This is a genomic window from Oryzibacillus soli, from assembly GCF_051594765.1.
GTDB lineage: Bacteria > Bacillota > Bacilli > Paenibacillales > NBRC-103111 > Paenibacillus_AR.
Map to the genome: position 1 here is coordinate 410,998 of NZ_JBPPGJ010000002.1, position 15,165 is coordinate 426,162.

A 15,165-nucleotide genomic window follows, 5' to 3' on the forward strand; every position below is an offset into this window, starting at 1 on the left:
TCAACCCTCCAGTACCTTGCCCAGCTGAGACAGCGGCTCTGCCAGGGCGTCCAGCTTCTGGCTCAACGTCTTGGTGTCCTCCGGCTTCAGCTCGGTGTAAGGCTTATAATCGGTGCCTTGACGGTACGCAGCCAACGCTTTGTCCAGCTCGGCGAACTTGGTCTCGATGGACTTGGACAGGGCTGCATCCTTCTTGTCCAGCTCGCTGCGCAGCACCTTAAAAATCTGCTCCGCCCCCTGCACATTGGCGGCAAAATCATACAGATCCGTATGGGAGTAACGCTCCTCTTCCCCGGTCACCTTGCTGGAGGAGACCTCGTTCAGAAGCTCGACGGCTCCGGTGACCAAGAGGGCCGGCTCGATCTCCACTCCGTCCACCTTAACCCGAAGAAGCTGGACGTCAGTCAGGAGCTGATCGGCGACCTTCTCATAGCCTGCCGCTTTGCCATCCACCCACAGAGCCTTCTCCAGCTTGTGGAAGCCGCGCCATTCGTTCTCCGGCACGTCATTCTCACGGGCGTCAATCCACGGATCGAAGTCGCCCAAGGACTCCGCAATAGGTTCGATGCGCTCGAAGTGCATCCGGGTGGTCGGGTACAGCTTCTTGGCCGTCTCCAGATCCCCGCTCTTGAACGCCTTGACGAAAGCGTCCGTTTCCTTCACGAACTGGCTGGCTTCGTCGACGACATACTTCCGGTATTCGGCGATGGCCTTCTCCATGCCTTCGCTGAGCTTCACCGGGGCGGCGGACGCAGCGGCTTCATGCTCCTTATGGTCAGAGCTGCTCCCGCAGGCGGACAGCAGCAGCGCGTTGCCAAGAACAACGGTCAGAATAGCGGTTGTGGGGCTTTTACGGAACAAGACGGGACAACTCCTTCATATGTATGTAATTGATAATAAAAATCATTCTCATTCAAATGTAAAGGATGACCGCTCGTTACGCAACCGTTTTTTATATAAGAATCGCTCTAAGACTCCGTGACCGCACAAAAAAAAGCCCGCCTCCCCCTAAGGGCAAGCGGACTTCCTTCCTGCAACTCTATGTTATCCACGCTACCAGCGGCACCAGGAACGACGCTACCAGCACCGATGGAAGCAGATTCGCTACGTTGATCTTCTTGATCTCCAGCATGTTAATGCCGATACCGATGATCAGAATGCCGCCGACGGCGGTAATCTCAGCCGTAATGGCGTCCAGCATGGCTGGATCGATCCACGACGTGATGAAGGTAGCGCTGAGCGCGATCGTCCCCTGGTACAACAGTATCGGCAGCGAGGAGAACAGCACCCCTACCCCCAGCGTGGAGGCAAAAATAATCGATGCGAAGCCGTCCAGCACCGACTTGGTGTAGAGCATGTCGTGGTTGTGCCGCACGCCGCTGTCGATGGAGCCCAGAATGGCCATGGCCCCGACGCAAAACAGCAGGGTCGTGGTGACGAAGCCTTCGGCTACCCGCCCCTTGGCCCGGGAGCTGACCACCCGCTCGAGCCATTGGCCCAAGCGCTCCAAGCCCGCCTCCACCTTCATGAGTTCCCCCAGCACGCCGCCCAGCACCAGACTGCCGATAACGATCAGCAGGTTGTTCGTCTTCAGTGCCATCATGATGCCCTGTATGGCTACGGCCAAGCCGAGCCCTTGCATGACCGTGGTGCGGATGCCTTGGGACAGCTTCGGCAGGGCCAGTCCCAGAATACCGCCGGCCAGAATGGATAATGTGTTGACTATGGTGCCCAGTAGAACCATCTCGTATGCAGATCCTCCCTCCTGATCTCCCCATTATACCTTTTTCCCGGTAGTGCGGCACATTGGTAAAATGGCCATTTCATGATTTTTGAGCTGAAGGGGAACTCTAAGTGCTGACGCCTGTCCGGTCTGGCCGCCGCAGGCGGAGCAGTTCACTTCCCAATAAGGAGGGTTTCGCCGTGTCCGAACAACAACGCATGGAGCCCATGTCCGGAGAGCCTGTGGAAACGGACGGTGTGTACCAGAACGAATGGGGCCGCGAGGTATACCTGAGCCGGGGCGAGCTGTTCCCTGCCGATCCGCAGCTTGGCACCACCGAATGGAAGCTGGTCGGCTTGGCCCATGACACCCACACCGGCTGGACGCCGGACCCCCGCTACCGGGAGACCGTCACGCGGAAGGATGACTATACCAAGCACTTCAATTACCGCCGAGGGGATCAGTAGAACGATCTCTTCTTCCAATGAAAAGGAGCTGAGAACCATGGGGAACGGATCCCATCCGTCTGACCGTAAGTTGAAGGCCTAGGAGCTCCAGTCCAAGGCCGATGAAACCGGCAAGGGCACGGAGCAGGCCCGCGAGGCTCAATCCAAGGCCGACCGTCTGGACATGAAGAAGCACTAATCCTTACCGGCCTCCGGTCTGCATATGCAGTCGGAGGCTCTTTTTCCGCTTGTCGGAAAATCGCCATGCTCCCCCCTTCCCTCTACGTGCCTATAACGGTATAATCGGGGCATTGCTAGCTTACGAGAAAGGGGATCCGATCATGGATTTGTTGAAGCAGAAGATTACGGACGAAGGCATCGTGCTGTCCGACCAGGTGTTGAAGGTGGACTCGTTCCTGAACCACCAGATGGATCCCGTCCTGATGATGGAGATCGGCAAGGAGTTCGCCCGCCTGTTCGCCGAGGAGGGCGTTACGCGGATTCTGACCATTGAATCCTCCGGCATCGCCCCTGCCATTATGGCCGGCCTGGTGATGCATGTGCCCATGATTTTCGCCCGAAAGCAGAAGTCTCTGACGCTTCGGGACGATATCTTCGTCGAGAAGGTCTTCTCCTTCACGAAGAAGGAAACCAATGAGATTACCGTCTCGAAGAAATATATGAAGCCCGGAGACCGCGTGCTTATCATCGACGATTTCCTGGCCCATGGAGAAGCCGCCTTCGGCCTGGCCAAGATCGTCGAGCAGGCCGGCGCCAGCGTAGCGGGCATCGGCATTGTCATCGAGAAGTCCTTCCAGCAAGGGGCGGACAAGCTGAAGGAAGCGGGCTACCGCGTGGAGTCCTTAGCCCGCGTCGCCTCTCTTGAGAACGGCACCGTCCGGTTCGCGGAATAAGTCGAGCCGAAGCAAGCCCTCCCGGATCCGGGAGGGCTTTTTTCCTATGGATGCGCATGACTCCACTGCCCCATCAATATGTTCTAGGGAGAGGAGTGATGCGAAGGTGAAGTCTTACGGAATCTATCCGCTGCAGCAGATCATCTGGTCCAATCCCCCGGTGAAGGAAGCCCCTTGTCCGGTGGTTCCCAGCATCAGCGGCACGGCGGTCTTGGGCGCAGGATCCCTGGTGGTCGGCAATGTGACGGTGTGCGACGACGTGTTCATTGGGTTCCACAACATCATCCGGGCCGATGCCTCCATGGGGCCTTATTGGATCGGTCCCCGCACGAACATTCAGGACTTCGTCCTGATCCACTGCCATCCTGGGGAGACCATCGAGGTCAACGGCTTCCCTTATGGGGTCTACATCGAAGAAAAGGTGAGCATTCTTCACCACGCGGCAGCCCATGGCCCCCTGTTCGTCGGCCGCAATACCTTTATCGGCCAGCACGCCTCGATCTACGGAGCTTGGATCGGGCGGGACTGCGTCATCATGCACGGGGCGGTGGTCACCAATAAAGTGGTCATCCCCGACGGGCGGTTCGTGGCTCCCGGGCAGGCCGTCTGGCAGCAATCGGAAGCGGATGCCCTCCCGCCCGTACCCGAAGCCTTCCGGGGCTTGAATGCGCAGGTCGTCGATTTCTATGAACGGGTGGGCAAAAGCTATCAAGCGTGTACGCCGCTTGCCTTTTGACCCCTCCGGAACGGCACAAGCCTCCGCCCCCGCGGAATACGGGAGCTGGAGGCTTGCTGGCGTTCGGAAGCTGCCGGCCCATCGGGCGAATCAGTAGCAGTAGAACTGGTCGATGAATCGCAGGTCCAGGCCGAAGTACACCCAAGTGAAGCCGATCCAGCGATAGCCGGCTACGGAGTTGCGACCTACGAAGGTGAGATAGGCCCAGTAGCTGTCCCCGTTGCTCTGCCAGATGTACACGTAGCGGAACCGGCAGGCGGAGATGGCGCCCGGGTTCACCGCCTGGACGGAGAAGCCGGTTCCTCCCGGCTTCGGGGGAACGAAGCTGGGCGGCGCGCCCGTCGGAGCCTGGCCGTGGACACCGCCGGGACCCGGGACGCCGGGCCCAATCGGGCCGGGGCCTACCGGACCTGGACCCGGCATCGGGCCGGGTCCGGGAATGCCGGGAAAGCCTGGGTAGCCCCCGCCAGGGAAGACTCCGCCCGGAACGCCGCCGCCGGGGAAGCCGCCCGGAACACCACCGGGAAAGCCGCCCGGCTGCCCGGGGGTCGAGGGATAGCCGAAGAGGTCGCCGATCAGGTTCTGAATAGGGTTTTGACGGTACATATCATCATCGTCCTTCCTGTGCGTTTGACTCATTTCCCTCCCAGTATATGACGGCATCTACCCATGGGCTGGGCGTTTGCCCCTGTGCCTGAAAATATTTGCCAGTGCGCAAAGGGAACGATGACTGAATGGAGAATCCATTAATTATATGAATGATTAACGGGGTAGACGGAGGCCCGAATTGGGAGTTGGTGTTGTGAAAAAGGCAAAAAAAGCCGTCCTTGTCATGGCGGCTCTCTTGCTGCTGCTATCCCCCTTCGCCCCTTGGATAACGGAGAATGCTGCGGAGGCCCGCGCCTTAGGCGCCTTCAAAGCCCAATGGAAACATACCAGCGATGGCTGCGGCTTCAACTGTGTGGACTGCGGGGCCAAGCGCACCCGTCGGGTCTGGTTCGGACGGAAGATCGAGATCGAGTACGCATGCGGCATGCTGCCCTCCGATTCCCCGGAGTATCACAAGAGAAAGGAGCTGTTCGTATCATTCCTCGGCACAGTCCATGGAAAATAGCCCTATACCCTATATGGGATGTTCACCCTCCCCTTGGGATAAACTAGTAGCATTCTTCGTACAAGGAGTGCTGCGGCGGTGGATATCAGCTGGGGCTTAGTATGGAAGTGTGCGGTGACCGTTCTGATTGGAATCACGCTGATGCGGCTGTCGGGAAGAAAGTCCATCGCCCAGATGACTGTTTCCACCACTGTCATCATGATCTCCATCGGCGAGCTCCTGTCTATGGGCATCATCGAGCACCGGATCTGGAGATCGGCTGCCGCCGTGGCCTTGTTCCTGATCACGCTGGTGCTGCTGGAATGGCTGGAGCTGAAATTCACAGTGGTTCAAAAATGGCTGTCCGGAGACCCCGTCGTGGTCATCCGGGACGGACAGGCTGATGAACGGATGCTGCAGAAGATGCGCATCACCTACCACCAATTGAATATGCGCCTGCGCCAGAAGGGGATCTCGAGTCTGTCCGAGGTCCGCGTCGGCACCATTGAGATGAACGGCGAGCTGGGCTTCGAGCTGTATCCCCACGCCAAGCCCCTGACGGCCGGCGAACTGGAAAACCTGCTGGTCCGGTATAACCTGCTGCCCGCCCGCCCCAATCCGGACCCTGCTGACCATTCGCAACCACAGCCTGACGCCCAACCGGAGCAAAATAATGGAGCCCATGCCTAAAGCATGCGGCTCCATTGTACTTACCGGCGCCCCCGGAAAGTGCGGCTCAGATCCTCCACCCACAGGTCCGGAGCCTCCCAGGGGATGAAGTGCCCGCCTTGTTCATGGGCTGAAATATTCACGTGGTTATACCAGGGCGCTCGATCGCTCTCCAGAAAATGCTTCACGCGGTTCTCCGTGATGACTCCCGGAGGATTCTCATAACCCACAAAGGTGATTCCGGCAGGCGCCTCCACAACCGGCCAGCGGTCATGGGCCGGGGTCCAGGGATAACGGTTGTTGTTGGCATAGATGCGCATGGAGGTTTCGATGGCATTGTTCACCCAAAAGATGGTGGCGTGCGTCAGGAGGTCATCCTTCGTGAAGACATTCTCCACATTCCCCTTATGATCGCTCCAGCGGTCCCACCGCTCCAGGATCCAGGCCAGCATACCGACCGGCGAATCGCTCAACCCATAGGCCAGGGTGCCGGGATCCAGCACGTGGACGGCAAGGTGTGAAGCGAACTTTCGGTCCATCTGGAGAATCTGAGACCGTATGCTCTCGGGAATGCCGTCCGGTATGGGACGGCCCGCCGCCAGATCCCAGCCGCGTTCTCCATTGAAGAAGCTCAGCTTCAGGGCGGAACCGATATGGATGCCGTAGAGCTCGCTGCCGTATTTGTGCCCGAGCTGCCCTGTGACCAGCGCGCCTACGTCGCAGCCACCGGCCGCATACCGGGTATAGCCGAGAATATCCGTCATCAGGGTATGCCATAGATCCGCGATCTTCCAGAAGTTCATATCCGGGTGATTCGGCAGCGGCGCGGAGAATCCGTAGCCCGGAAGAGAGGGCACGATGACGTCGAAGGCATCTGCCGCATCGCCTCCGAATGCGGCCGGATCCGCCAAGGGATCGATGACCTTGGACCAATGCCAGAAGGTCCATGGCCAGCCGTGGGATAGAATCAAGGGCACGGGTTTGGGTCCGACCCCGGCCTTCCGCATGAAGTGCACCGGAACGCCGTTCACCTGAACCTGATAGTGCTCATAGGCATTAATCGCCTGCTCGGATCGCCGCCAATCGAAGGAGTGGATCCAATATTCGACAAGCTCTTGGAGCTGGCTCCGCTTCACTCCGTAATACCCGTCGCCATTGCCGGCGTCCGCCGGCCATCTGGTGGAAACCAGTCTGCGGTGCAGATCCTCCAGCACCTCCTCCGACACCCGGATCGGACGGGGCTCCAACGAAAATCGGTCGGTTATCTCCACTAACGATTCCTCCTAACATGCAAGATAGGCATTCAAGACTGCGGAACGCTTCCGCGTTCAACCAGGTGCTTCATGGCGGGTAAAGCGGCGGCAATGGCCATTTTCTCCTCTTGCGAGAGTCCCTCCATGAATCTGGAGAGCCCGGCAATCCGGTCCATCCGCCGCGAATGCACGACCTCGAGCCCTCGCTCGGTAAGATGGACTTGAACAACCCTGCCGTCAGTTGGATCCGGCCGGCGCTCCACAAGTCCGTCCCTCTCCAGGCGGGTGACCAATTGTGTAATGGCGGACTGCGTAACCTGCTCGTTCGCCGTCAGCTCCGTAAGCCGCATAGGGCTCTTGCGGGACAGGGTGTGCAGAACGGACAAGGTCGTGAAGCTGAGCTTAGCGGTGGACGGCAGTCGGATGATGATCCGCGTCAGCTCCTCAAATATCAGGGCGAATTCGGCGACATTCAATTCGGTTGGGTTAGATTGTTTATCCATGCAACCATTATATTATCAACTTATATAAATGTCTAATATAAATGCGGATAAAAAAACCCCCGGCCCTCTCCGAGCAGTTGCGCTCGGCCGTCCGGGGGTTGTTCGGGCTGGAGATTATTTGGCTTTGGCTGCTTGGAAGGCAGCGACATACTCGGCAGCCTTCTTGGTGATCAGGCTGTAGTCGCCGGTCTTCACGGCGTCGGTGGTCAGGTCGGAGCCGATGCCCACGGCGGATGCGCCGTTTTTGATCCACTCGGCCAGGTTGGAGAGGGATACGCCGCCGGTCGGCATGACGTTGGCTTGGGGCAGCGGGCCCTTGATCGCCTTGATCATGGACGGGGAGTAAGCGTTGCCCGGGAACAGCTTGACGATATCCACGCCCAGCTCCAGCGCTTCCTGGATTTCCTTGATGGACATGACGCCCGGCATTACCGGAACCCGGTACCGGTTGCACAGCTTCACGGTTTCGGGATTCAGGCACGGACCGACGACGAACTCGGAGCCGGCCAGGATAGCCGCGCGTGCGGTTTCCGGATCGAGAACGGTGCCTACGCCGATGATCGCGTACTTGGACGGGTCGGTGGCGGTGCTGGAGTATTTGGTGGCCAGCGTCTCGATGGCGCGGAGCGCGAACGGCACGGTCATGGTGATCTCGATGACCTTGATGCCGCCTTCGATGGCATGCTCGGCCATACGTACGACATCTTCCGCTGTATCGGCACGGAGTACGGCAACGACGCCCTCTTGGCTGATTTGCTGGATAAGTTTGATCTTCTTCATATTCGATTCTCCCGCTTTCTTATGGCGCCCCCGTAGAACGAGAGGGCTTGCCGTTTATAGTTACATGCCGGAGGCATTCCGTTCGCCTTCCCTAGAATTACCGCTCGACATGGCCTTTATTCTGGAGCTTCGCTTCGGCTTCCTCCCACGTCGGGAGCGCCTCCCAATCGCCTTCCATCTGCACGACCATAGAGCCCATCAGGTTCCCCAGGCGCACAGCCTCCAGCAGCTCATAGCCCTTCAGCACGCCGACGAGGAAGCCGGCGCAGAAGCCGTCGCCTGCACCTACCGTGTCGACGACCTTGTCCGCTTTGAAGAACGGTACGGCCGTCACCTTGTCCTTCTCCACCAGATACGTCTCGTCTTCGCCTCCCTTGACGATGGACACTCCGGGGAGCTTCTGCAGGCGGGCGATGATCTCATCGAAGCTCTCGGTTTGATAGAGCAGCTTCAACTCGTCCAACCCCGGCATGAAGAAGTCCGCTTCTTCGGCCAGAGGCAGCAGAGTCTCGCGCGCTTCCTCGATGGTCCACAGCTTCAGACGCAGGTTCGGGTCGAAGCATACCTTCACGCCGTTCTTCTTGGCCAGGCGCACCGCTTCGCGAAGCGTCTCGCGGGCGGTCAGGGACAGCGCGGCGGTGATGCCGGTGACGTGCAGGATTTTGGCCTGCTTGATGTATTCTTCATCCAAGTGTTCCGGGCGCATGTGGCTCGCCGCAGAATTCTTCCGGTAGTAATAAACCGAGGACTTGCCGGATACCACCTCGCGGAACATCAGTCCCGTCGGGGCTTCCGTGGTCAGCTCCACCCGGGAGACGTCCACGCCTTCGCCGCGGATCCGCTTCTGAATCATGCGGCCCAGGGGATCCTTGCCCAACCGGCCGAACCAGCCGGAGCGGTGGCCCAAACGCGCCACGCCGATGGCTACGTTGCTCTCCGCACCGCCGAAGGATTTATCGAAGGTGGCGGAATACTCGATCCCTTTGGTGCCGACCGGCATCATGAGCGCCATGGACTCTCCGAACGTAATCATTTCCGGTACAAAAAGCTGTTGCTCGTTGGCTTTTGTCATCTCGTTATCTCCATCCATTTCCGCGTCGGCGCCGGTGCGCGACGATGATTATGACCGCCGGTTTACTGACGGAACACGTGAACAATCCTTAATTCTAAAGGCTTGATGCCAAGCCCAACATGTATTGTACCACACTTTTCCCCTCCTGGATGGAGAGATATTGAAAGGTTTCGTTTATTGTAATACTTTTTACCGTTTGCAACAATGTCCCCCTCCTCTATCCGACAAAAGCTTCCCCATCTCTCCGGCGGGTATGGTATCGTAAGAAGACGTATCTTGGAGAGCAGGTGTTTCGATGAACCGAACGAATATTATGACGCTGCTGGTCGCCTTGGCGGGCGGCGGCGTTTTTCAGCTGCTGCACATCCCGCTGGCCTGGATGCTGGGCCCGATGACCTCGCTTCTCTTGTGGCGGGAAGCCTTTGGCCGCAAGGCTGAATGGCCGGGCAGGCTGCGGAATGCAGGCTTGGCCCTGCTGGGCTACATGATGGGCGGCACCTTCACGGCGGGAGTCGCCATCCAGATTGCCGCCCAGCTGCCATCCATGGCGGCTGCTACGTTGGCGACGGTGGGCATGGCGCTGGCCTTGGGCTGGATCACCTCGCTGCGCACCGGCATATCAGCGGCCTCCGGCCTGATCGGCAGCATACCCGGAGGGCTGTCCCAGATGGTGGCCTTGACCGATGAGATCAAGGACGCCGACCTGACCGTCGTGACTTTCATGCAGACCGTACGGCTGATGGCCGTCATCTTCATCGTGCCCTTCCTGGCCGTACACGGCCTAGCCTCCAGCGGAGGCGCGGATGCAGCCGGAGTAGCGGTGCATGCGGCGGGTGCAGCGGTGGTAGATACGACAGGTGCTACGGCGGGTAGTCCAGTTGGGGCGGCGGTGGATGCGGCAGGGCTGTGGCTCACCGCCGATGCGGCATGGATTGTGCTGGCGGTTGGCCTCATGCTGTGGCTCGCCCCACGGATTCATCTGCCCACCCCCTACATGCTGGGGCCCATGCTGGCCACGGCCGTCCTCTGCGTCTCGGGCATGACGGCCCCCAAGCTGCCGGGCCTGGTCATCATTATGGCCCAAGTCATGGTCGGAGCTCACATGGGCGTCAACACGAGCCTGTCCTCCCTGTCCAATTGGAGGAAGCTTCTCCCCTACGCCATTCTGGGCGGAGTGGGGATCGTCGTCTTCTCCATGGGAGTCGGCTATGTGCTGACGCTGTGGCATCCCATGTCCTTCGCCACTGCCTTCCTGGGTGCAGCACCGGGCGGCATGACGGAGATGGGGCTCACGGGCGCCCTCGTCCATGCGGACCTGTCCATCATCGTGGCGTATCAGATGTTCCGCATCCTCTTCGTGCTGTTCATCGCCCCTTACATCGTCAAGGCGGCGCTGCGCAGACTGGAACAGCGGACAGCTCCCGGAGAAGCGAATACGTAAGCGTACCTACTCGACAGATAGGAAGCGATTATGACTCCGGGCAAGCATACAGGGTGTAGGCGGAAACAACCCGGCTGCGACCCCCACATATTAGTGAAAAAAACTCCGCTATTCCTCCTCCTATCGGAGGATTTGCAGCAAATAACGGATAAAACTCCGTTAATGAGGGCTAAGAGGACAATCATGCGATAAAATCGCTGGAATAGCGGAGCTTTTTCCCTTATTCGCCCAATGGAGCAAAAGTAACCGAAGATTAACGGAGTGCTTTCCCTTATGCCGCTGATGAATCGAAAGTCTCTTTACTCCTCCTCCCTCCCCCTGTATCATCTAACTAGCCGGCTTCCAACCAGAAATACCAAGTATCCGGCCGCCGCAATACCAGCTATGATGACTTCAGCAAGATCCTAAAGAAGAAACCGGGGTTGACGTTCCATGAGCCGCACCTTAATCATCGCCGAAAAACCGGATATGGGCCGCAACATCGCCTCCGTCCTGGAGCCGAAGGCCAAGAATAACCGCACTTATATAGAAGGCGAGCAGTACATCATCACCTGGGCCATCGGCCACTTGATCGGGCTGGCGGAGCCGGACCATTACGACGACCGCTACAAGAAGTGGAATTTCGGGGACCTCCCCATCATTCCGGACACGTTCAAGCTGCTGCCGAACTACAAGACCAAGGACCAGCTCAAGGTCATCGCCGAGGTGGCCAAAAAATGCGACCGTGTCGTCAACGCCTGCGATGCGGGGCGCGAAGGGCAGCTGATCTTCAGCTACATCCAGCAGCACCTGAAGCTGCGCCAGCCCGTCCAGCGCCTGTGGATCTCCGACCTGACGGCGGAGACCATCCGCCGGGGCTTCGCCGAGCTCAAGGACGGCTCCGAGTACGAGAACCTGACCCAAGCGGCCCGAGCCCGCAGCGAGGCGGACTGGCTGATCGGGATGAACGGCTCCCGCGCCTTCACCACCAAGCACAACGAGCTCCTGTCCGTCGGCCGGGTGCAGACGCCCGTATTGGCCCTGATCTATGACCGTCAGAAGCAGATCGAGGCTTTTTCGTCGGAGAAGTTCTATGAGGTGGAGGGCTCCTTCGCTCAGGGGGATACCGCCTACCGGGGCATGTGGCAGGGGGACCGCTTCAACCAGAAGGACAAGGCCGAGGAGGTCGTCCGGCGCGTCAAGGGCAAGACCGGCAAGGTGGCCTCCTACGAGGTCAAGGACACGAAGGAGTTTCCCTATAAGCTGTACGACCTGACGCTCCTGCAGCGGGAGGCCAACGGCAAATACGGCTTCTCCGCCAAAAAAACGCTCGACACGGCCCAAGCCCTGTACGAGAAGCACAAGGTCATCAGCTACCCCCGGACCAATTCCAACTATGTGAATCCGGAGAACATCCCGGAGATGCACAAGTCCTTGGAGGTGCTGAAGGGCTCCACCGATTACGGGGACTATGCCCGGCAGGCCAACAAGGGGCTCGTGCACCCGAACAACAAATTCGTCTGCAATCCTGCCAAAGTCGAGGATCACCACGCCATCCTGCCCACGGCCAAGCGGCCGTCGGGCTTAACGCCGGACGAGCAGAAGCTGTACGATCTGGTGGTGCGCCGCTTCCTGTCCCACTTCTATCCGGCGGCGGAGTACAAGGTCCACACCGTCCTGACCGAAATCGGGGAGGACCGGTTCAAGACCACCGTCAAGGAGCTTCTGGCTCTCGGCTGGAAGGTGCTCTACCCGGATATGAAGAAGCCGAAGGAAACGAAGGGCAAGGGCGGCAAGGCCAAGGACGGCGACAAGGAAAAAGAAGACTCCGGTGACGCCGACGCGCCCGGAGCTTCGGGAACCTCCGATCTCGAGGTGGAGGTGGATACCCCCTTCCGGATCGATCCGGAGGCGCCGGTTCTCTGCTCGGATGCGGCCGTGAAGGAAAAGGAAACGGCGGCGCCCAAGCATTACACCGAGGGCACCCTGCTGAAGGCCATGGAGAGCGCCGGCAAGTCCATCGAGGACGACGAGCTGCGCGATGCCATGAAGGATTCGGGCCTCGGTACGCCGGCCACCCGGGCGGCCACCATCGAGCGGCTGAAGAATGTCGGCTACGTGACCATGCAGGGCAAGCGGATCATGATCACGCCGAAGGGCCGGTCCGCCGTGGAGCTGATCCGCGGCGCCGGCGTCGATCTCCTGACCTCCCCGGAGATGACCGGGCAGTGGGAGCGGCGCCTGAACGAGATTGCGAGAGGGAAGGCGTCGAAGGATGCGTTCATGGAGAAGGTGCAGGCCTTCGCCCGCTTGATCATTAATAAGGTGCGGGTGCAGGCCCGCGCCGACCGGGCGCTCTTCGCGAAGCCGGAGGAGCCGGCGAAGAAGGGCCGCGGCAAGCGCGGAGCGGCGGCTGGCGACGCGGAGGGCGCCGAGGGCGCAGCGAAGCAGCCGGCGCGGACACGGCGCAGCAAGGCCGCTGGCGACGGCGCCGCGGAGCCGGGCTCAGCCGCAGCCGCTGGCGAGGCGCCCGCGCGCAAGCGGCGGAGCGCCGCCGGCGGTGCCGCTGCGGCAGGCGGCGAGGCAGCGGCCAGCGGTGCGCCCGCCGCCAGAGCGCCGGCTCGCGCCGCGGTGCCTGCGCCGGCGCCCGCCGAGGCGCCGCGCCCCGCCGCCGAGCGCGCCGCGCTGGGCGCCTGCCCGCGCCCGGGCTGCGGCGGCCGCATCATCTTCGGCCGCACCGGCTACGGCTGCGCCCACTTCCGGCAAGGCTGCGGCTTCGTCCTCTGGAAGGAAACCCCATTCGGGTTTCCCTTGTCGGACGACATGGTCCGCAGCCTCCTCGCCCGGGGCCAGGCGGAGCTGGGCCCCGCCGAGGGCGGCGGCCGGCTGGTCCTCCGGGACCCGGCCGCCGGCACGCTGGAGCTGGTGCGCGGCTAGTCCGCCGCCGACGCCAAAAAAAGCCTTGAATCCCACGGCCCCAGCCGGGATTCAAGGCTTTTTGCTCCACTCATGCGGCAGCAGGCCCAGCACCCAGCCCTCCAAGCGCACCCGCTCCCGCTCCTCCGGCGTGAAGACCGGCGTCATCAGCCCGGCCAGCTCCCCGGAGCGGTCCGCCGTCCGGAGCCATCTCACGCAGGCCAGCGCGTCTCCCGCATCGGTCCGGGGGCCGTCCTCCCTGGCATGGTGCATGGACGGGTACACCTCCGCCAGCACATGATGATCCTCCGGAACCTCCGTTCCGTCCATGGGCCATACGTGCAGCGGAACTCCTTCGGCCCGGCACCGTTCCAAGAGCCCGTACAGGTGCAGCTGCCCGTAGAGCGACTGCTGCCCCACCGTCCCGATCCCGCCCAGCTGATAGGCCGGCTTCAGCCGCCGCAGGCGTTCCTCCGCCAGACGGCGCTCCCGCAGTCTGAAGACCGTTCCGTCCGGAAGCCGGTAATCCGGAGCGAACAGCTCCGGCCCGGGCCGCCGGGCGAAGAGCGTACCCCAGAAGGGACCGGCCGCCGCCCCCAGTGTCAGGGCAATCCGCTCGTTCATGTCCCTTGCCCAGTCCCGGGCTTTCCACCGCTCCAGCTCCTTCGGCTCCCACCGTCCATCCGGCCACACCGTCCGGACGAAGCCATCCAGCATCTGGCGCCAATCCCGGGGCCGCTCCCCGTGAACCGCCTCATGGAACCCGCACGGAAATCCGTAATTGTGATCGAACCCCAGGATAACCCGTTTCCCCTCGCGATCCGCCCGGAGCAGGAACGCTGCGGCAGCCTCCGTCAGCTCCGTCCGGGTCATGCCCTGCACCACGCGCGGAGCCTCCAGGCCATCATCCACGGCCCAAGCAATGTGCTTCCGCTGCTCCGCCGGGCTCATCGCTCCGGAATAGTCCGCGAAGGCGATCCAGTCAAACCGATTAGCCTGTTTCCGGCTCATTTTCCCGTCCCTCCTATGTCCGCTTGGGTGCGATCCTTCTACCCAGCTCATGACCCAACAGCACCAGCGGGATAACCAGCAGCCCTGCAGGCAGGCTCCGGTAGATGTCCCCCCACCCGATCAGCCCCTCCTGCAGCAGCCGGTAGAAAAAATAGACCGGATATGGAATTCCCAGCAGTACCGCCGTCACCACGCCGGGCGTATAGCGGCCGAGGTACAGCCATTGCCCGACATGAGTGAAGACGTGAAGGAACAGCACCGCGTTTGCGGCAAGCAGCAGATAGAGCCAGCCCCGCTCCACCGCTGCGTACGTGACCGGGATAAAGCAGATAAACTCCAGCAGCACCGCTACGGCGAACTGGGCCGAGGTCATCTGCGCAATCCTTAAGAAACGGGGACGCAGCCGGGCCGGCAGCTTCGGAAGCACGGCGGAGCCATGCCGTTCCCACCACCCGTCGATAAAGATAATCTCCTCGAAATCGTGCAGCATGAACACCACGGGGAACAACCACATCAGCGTTGCCGTCGATATTGCTCCGTTAACCGCCTCCAGCATGCTCCACCTCTCCCTCCCTCAGTACCCGGCACCACGCGCCGGCTTTCGCAAAACAGAAGCCTCCATTCCACCG

General features: G+C 60.8%; 16 protein-coding genes. 7 read left to right on the top strand and 9 right to left on the bottom strand.

The window, feature by feature from the left end; genetic code table 11:
• Together efeO and ACSEXW_RS03805 are read right to left on the bottom strand one after the other, a co-directional pair.
• On the bottom strand, positions 1-861 hold the full coding sequence (gene efeO / locus ACSEXW_RS03800) for an iron uptake system protein EfeO (protein ID WP_438444761.1): 861 nt from the start codon (positions 859-861) through the stop codon (positions 1-3).
• 178 nt (positions 862-1,039) lie between these two features.
• Positions 1,040-1,744, bottom strand: coding sequence for a DUF554 domain-containing protein (locus tag ACSEXW_RS03805; RefSeq protein WP_438444762.1), 705 nt, complete (start codon positions 1,742-1,744; stop codon positions 1,040-1,042).
• A 179-nt stretch (positions 1,745-1,923) separates the two neighbouring features.
• Here ACSEXW_RS03805 and ACSEXW_RS03810 point away from each other — a divergent pair, with 179 nt between their 5' ends.
• The 3 genes from ACSEXW_RS03810 (at position 1,924) to ACSEXW_RS03820 (ending at position 3,819) form a co-directional block, all read left to right on the top strand.
• Positions 1,924-2,190, top strand: coding sequence for a transposase (locus ACSEXW_RS03810; RefSeq protein WP_438444763.1), 267 nt, complete (start codon positions 1,924-1,926; stop codon positions 2,188-2,190).
• A gap of 320 nt (positions 2,191-2,510) precedes the next feature.
• Positions 2,511-3,083, top strand: a complete 573-nt coding sequence (locus ACSEXW_RS03815) for a xanthine phosphoribosyltransferase (protein WP_438444764.1) — start codon at positions 2,511-2,513, stop codon at positions 3,081-3,083.
• A gap of 106 nt (positions 3,084-3,189) precedes the next feature.
• A complete protein-coding gene (locus ACSEXW_RS03820) occupies positions 3,190-3,819 on the top strand; it encodes an LbetaH domain-containing protein (protein ID WP_438444765.1) in 630 nt (209 codons plus the stop codon).
• 90 nt (positions 3,820-3,909) lie between these two features.
• Here ACSEXW_RS03820 and ACSEXW_RS03825 read toward each other — a convergent pair whose 3' ends face one another.
• A complete protein-coding gene (locus ACSEXW_RS03825) occupies positions 3,910-4,425 on the bottom strand; it encodes a hypothetical protein (protein WP_438444766.1) in 516 nt (171 codons plus the stop codon).
• Positions 4,426-4,621: 196 nt separating this feature from the next.
• Here ACSEXW_RS03825 and ACSEXW_RS03830 point away from each other — a divergent pair, with 196 nt between their 5' ends.
• On the top strand, positions 4,622-4,933 hold the full coding sequence (locus tag ACSEXW_RS03830) for a hypothetical protein (RefSeq protein ID WP_438444767.1): 312 nt from the start codon (positions 4,622-4,624) through the stop codon (positions 4,931-4,933).
• 78 nt (positions 4,934-5,011) lie between these two features.
• Complete coding sequence (locus ACSEXW_RS03835; RefSeq protein WP_438444768.1) at positions 5,012-5,602, top strand: DUF421 domain-containing protein; 591 nt, start codon at positions 5,012-5,014, stop codon at positions 5,600-5,602.
• Between the two features lie 20 nt (positions 5,603-5,622).
• Here the strand turns inward: ACSEXW_RS03835 and ACSEXW_RS03840 are convergent, their stop codons facing one another.
• The 4 genes from ACSEXW_RS03840 to ACSEXW_RS03855 form a co-directional block, all read right to left on the bottom strand.
• On the bottom strand, positions 5,623-6,852 hold the full coding sequence (locus ACSEXW_RS03840) for an epoxide hydrolase family protein (protein ID WP_438444769.1): 1,230 nt from the start codon (positions 6,850-6,852) through the stop codon (positions 5,623-5,625).
• Positions 6,853-6,884: 32 nt separating this feature from the next.
• Positions 6,885-7,337, bottom strand: a complete 453-nt coding sequence (locus tag ACSEXW_RS03845) for a MarR family winged helix-turn-helix transcriptional regulator (protein ID WP_438444770.1) — start codon at positions 7,335-7,337, stop codon at positions 6,885-6,887.
• Positions 7,338-7,451: 114 nt separating this feature from the next.
• Positions 7,452-8,117 carry a bifunctional 2-keto-4-hydroxyglutarate aldolase/2-keto-3-deoxy-6-phosphogluconate aldolase gene (locus tag ACSEXW_RS03850; RefSeq protein ID WP_438444771.1) on the bottom strand — a complete coding sequence of 222 codons (666 nt, stop codon included), beginning with the start codon at positions 8,115-8,117 and terminating at the stop codon, positions 7,452-7,454.
• 97 nt (positions 8,118-8,214) lie between these two features.
• Positions 8,215-9,189, bottom strand: coding sequence for a sugar kinase (locus ACSEXW_RS03855; protein WP_438444772.1), 975 nt, complete (start codon positions 9,187-9,189; stop codon positions 8,215-8,217).
• Between the two features lie 295 nt (positions 9,190-9,484).
• On the opposite strand from ACSEXW_RS03855, the gene ACSEXW_RS03860 reads away from it, so the two are divergent.
• Positions 9,485-10,630: an AbrB family transcriptional regulator gene (locus tag ACSEXW_RS03860; RefSeq protein ID WP_438444773.1), complete on the top strand. Its 1,146-nt coding sequence runs from the start codon at positions 9,485-9,487 to the stop codon at positions 10,628-10,630.
• A gap of 432 nt (positions 10,631-11,062) precedes the next feature.
• Positions 11,063-13,546: a DNA topoisomerase 3 gene (locus ACSEXW_RS03865; RefSeq protein ID WP_438444774.1), complete on the top strand. Its 2,484-nt coding sequence runs from the start codon at positions 11,063-11,065 to the stop codon at positions 13,544-13,546.
• Positions 13,547-13,597: 51 nt separating this feature from the next.
• Here the strand turns inward: ACSEXW_RS03865 and ACSEXW_RS03870 are convergent, their stop codons facing one another.
• Positions 13,598-14,536, bottom strand: a complete 939-nt coding sequence (locus ACSEXW_RS03870; protein ID WP_438444775.1) for a hypothetical protein — start codon at positions 14,534-14,536, stop codon at positions 13,598-13,600.
• 13 nt (positions 14,537-14,549) lie between these two features.
• Positions 14,550-15,092, bottom strand: coding sequence for an HXXEE domain-containing protein (locus tag ACSEXW_RS03875; protein ID WP_438444776.1), 543 nt, complete (start codon positions 15,090-15,092; stop codon positions 14,550-14,552).
• Positions 15,093-15,165: the final 73 nt, after the last annotated feature.

What these genes read in the sequence shown, in the direction of transcription:
- ACSEXW_RS03815 (WP_438444764.1), top strand. Translation starts at nt 2,511, where the DNA reads ATGGATTTGTTGAAGCAGAAGATTACGGACGAAGGCATCGTGCTGTCC.
- ACSEXW_RS03865 (WP_438444774.1), top strand. Translation starts at nt 11,063, where the DNA reads ATGAGCCGCACCTTAATCATCGCCGAAAAACCGGATATGGGCCGCAAC.
- ACSEXW_RS03855 (WP_438444772.1), bottom strand. Translation starts at nt 9,189, where the DNA reads ATGACAAAAGCCAACGAGCAACAGCTTTTTGTACCGGAAATGATTACG.
- ACSEXW_RS03875 (WP_438444776.1), bottom strand. Translation starts at nt 15,092, where the DNA reads ATGCTGGAGGCGGTTAACGGAGCAATATCGACGGCAACGCTGATGTGG.
- ACSEXW_RS03805 (WP_438444762.1), bottom strand. Translation starts at nt 1,744, where the DNA reads ATGGTTCTACTGGGCACCATAGTCAACACATTATCCATTCTGGCCGGC.
- ACSEXW_RS03850 (WP_438444771.1), bottom strand. Translation starts at nt 8,117, where the DNA reads ATGAAGAAGATCAAACTTATCCAGCAAATCAGCCAAGAGGGCGTCGTT.
- ACSEXW_RS03860 (WP_438444773.1), top strand. Translation starts at nt 9,485, where the DNA reads ATGAACCGAACGAATATTATGACGCTGCTGGTCGCCTTGGCGGGCGGC.
- ACSEXW_RS03845 (WP_438444770.1), bottom strand. Translation starts at nt 7,337, where the DNA reads ATGGATAAACAATCTAACCCAACCGAATTGAATGTCGCCGAATTCGCC.
- ACSEXW_RS03870 (WP_438444775.1), bottom strand. Translation starts at nt 14,536, where the DNA reads ATGAGCCGGAAACAGGCTAATCGGTTTGACTGGATCGCCTTCGCGGAC.
- ACSEXW_RS03825 (WP_438444766.1), bottom strand. Translation starts at nt 4,425, where the DNA reads ATGTACCGTCAAAACCCTATTCAGAACCTGATCGGCGACCTCTTCGGC.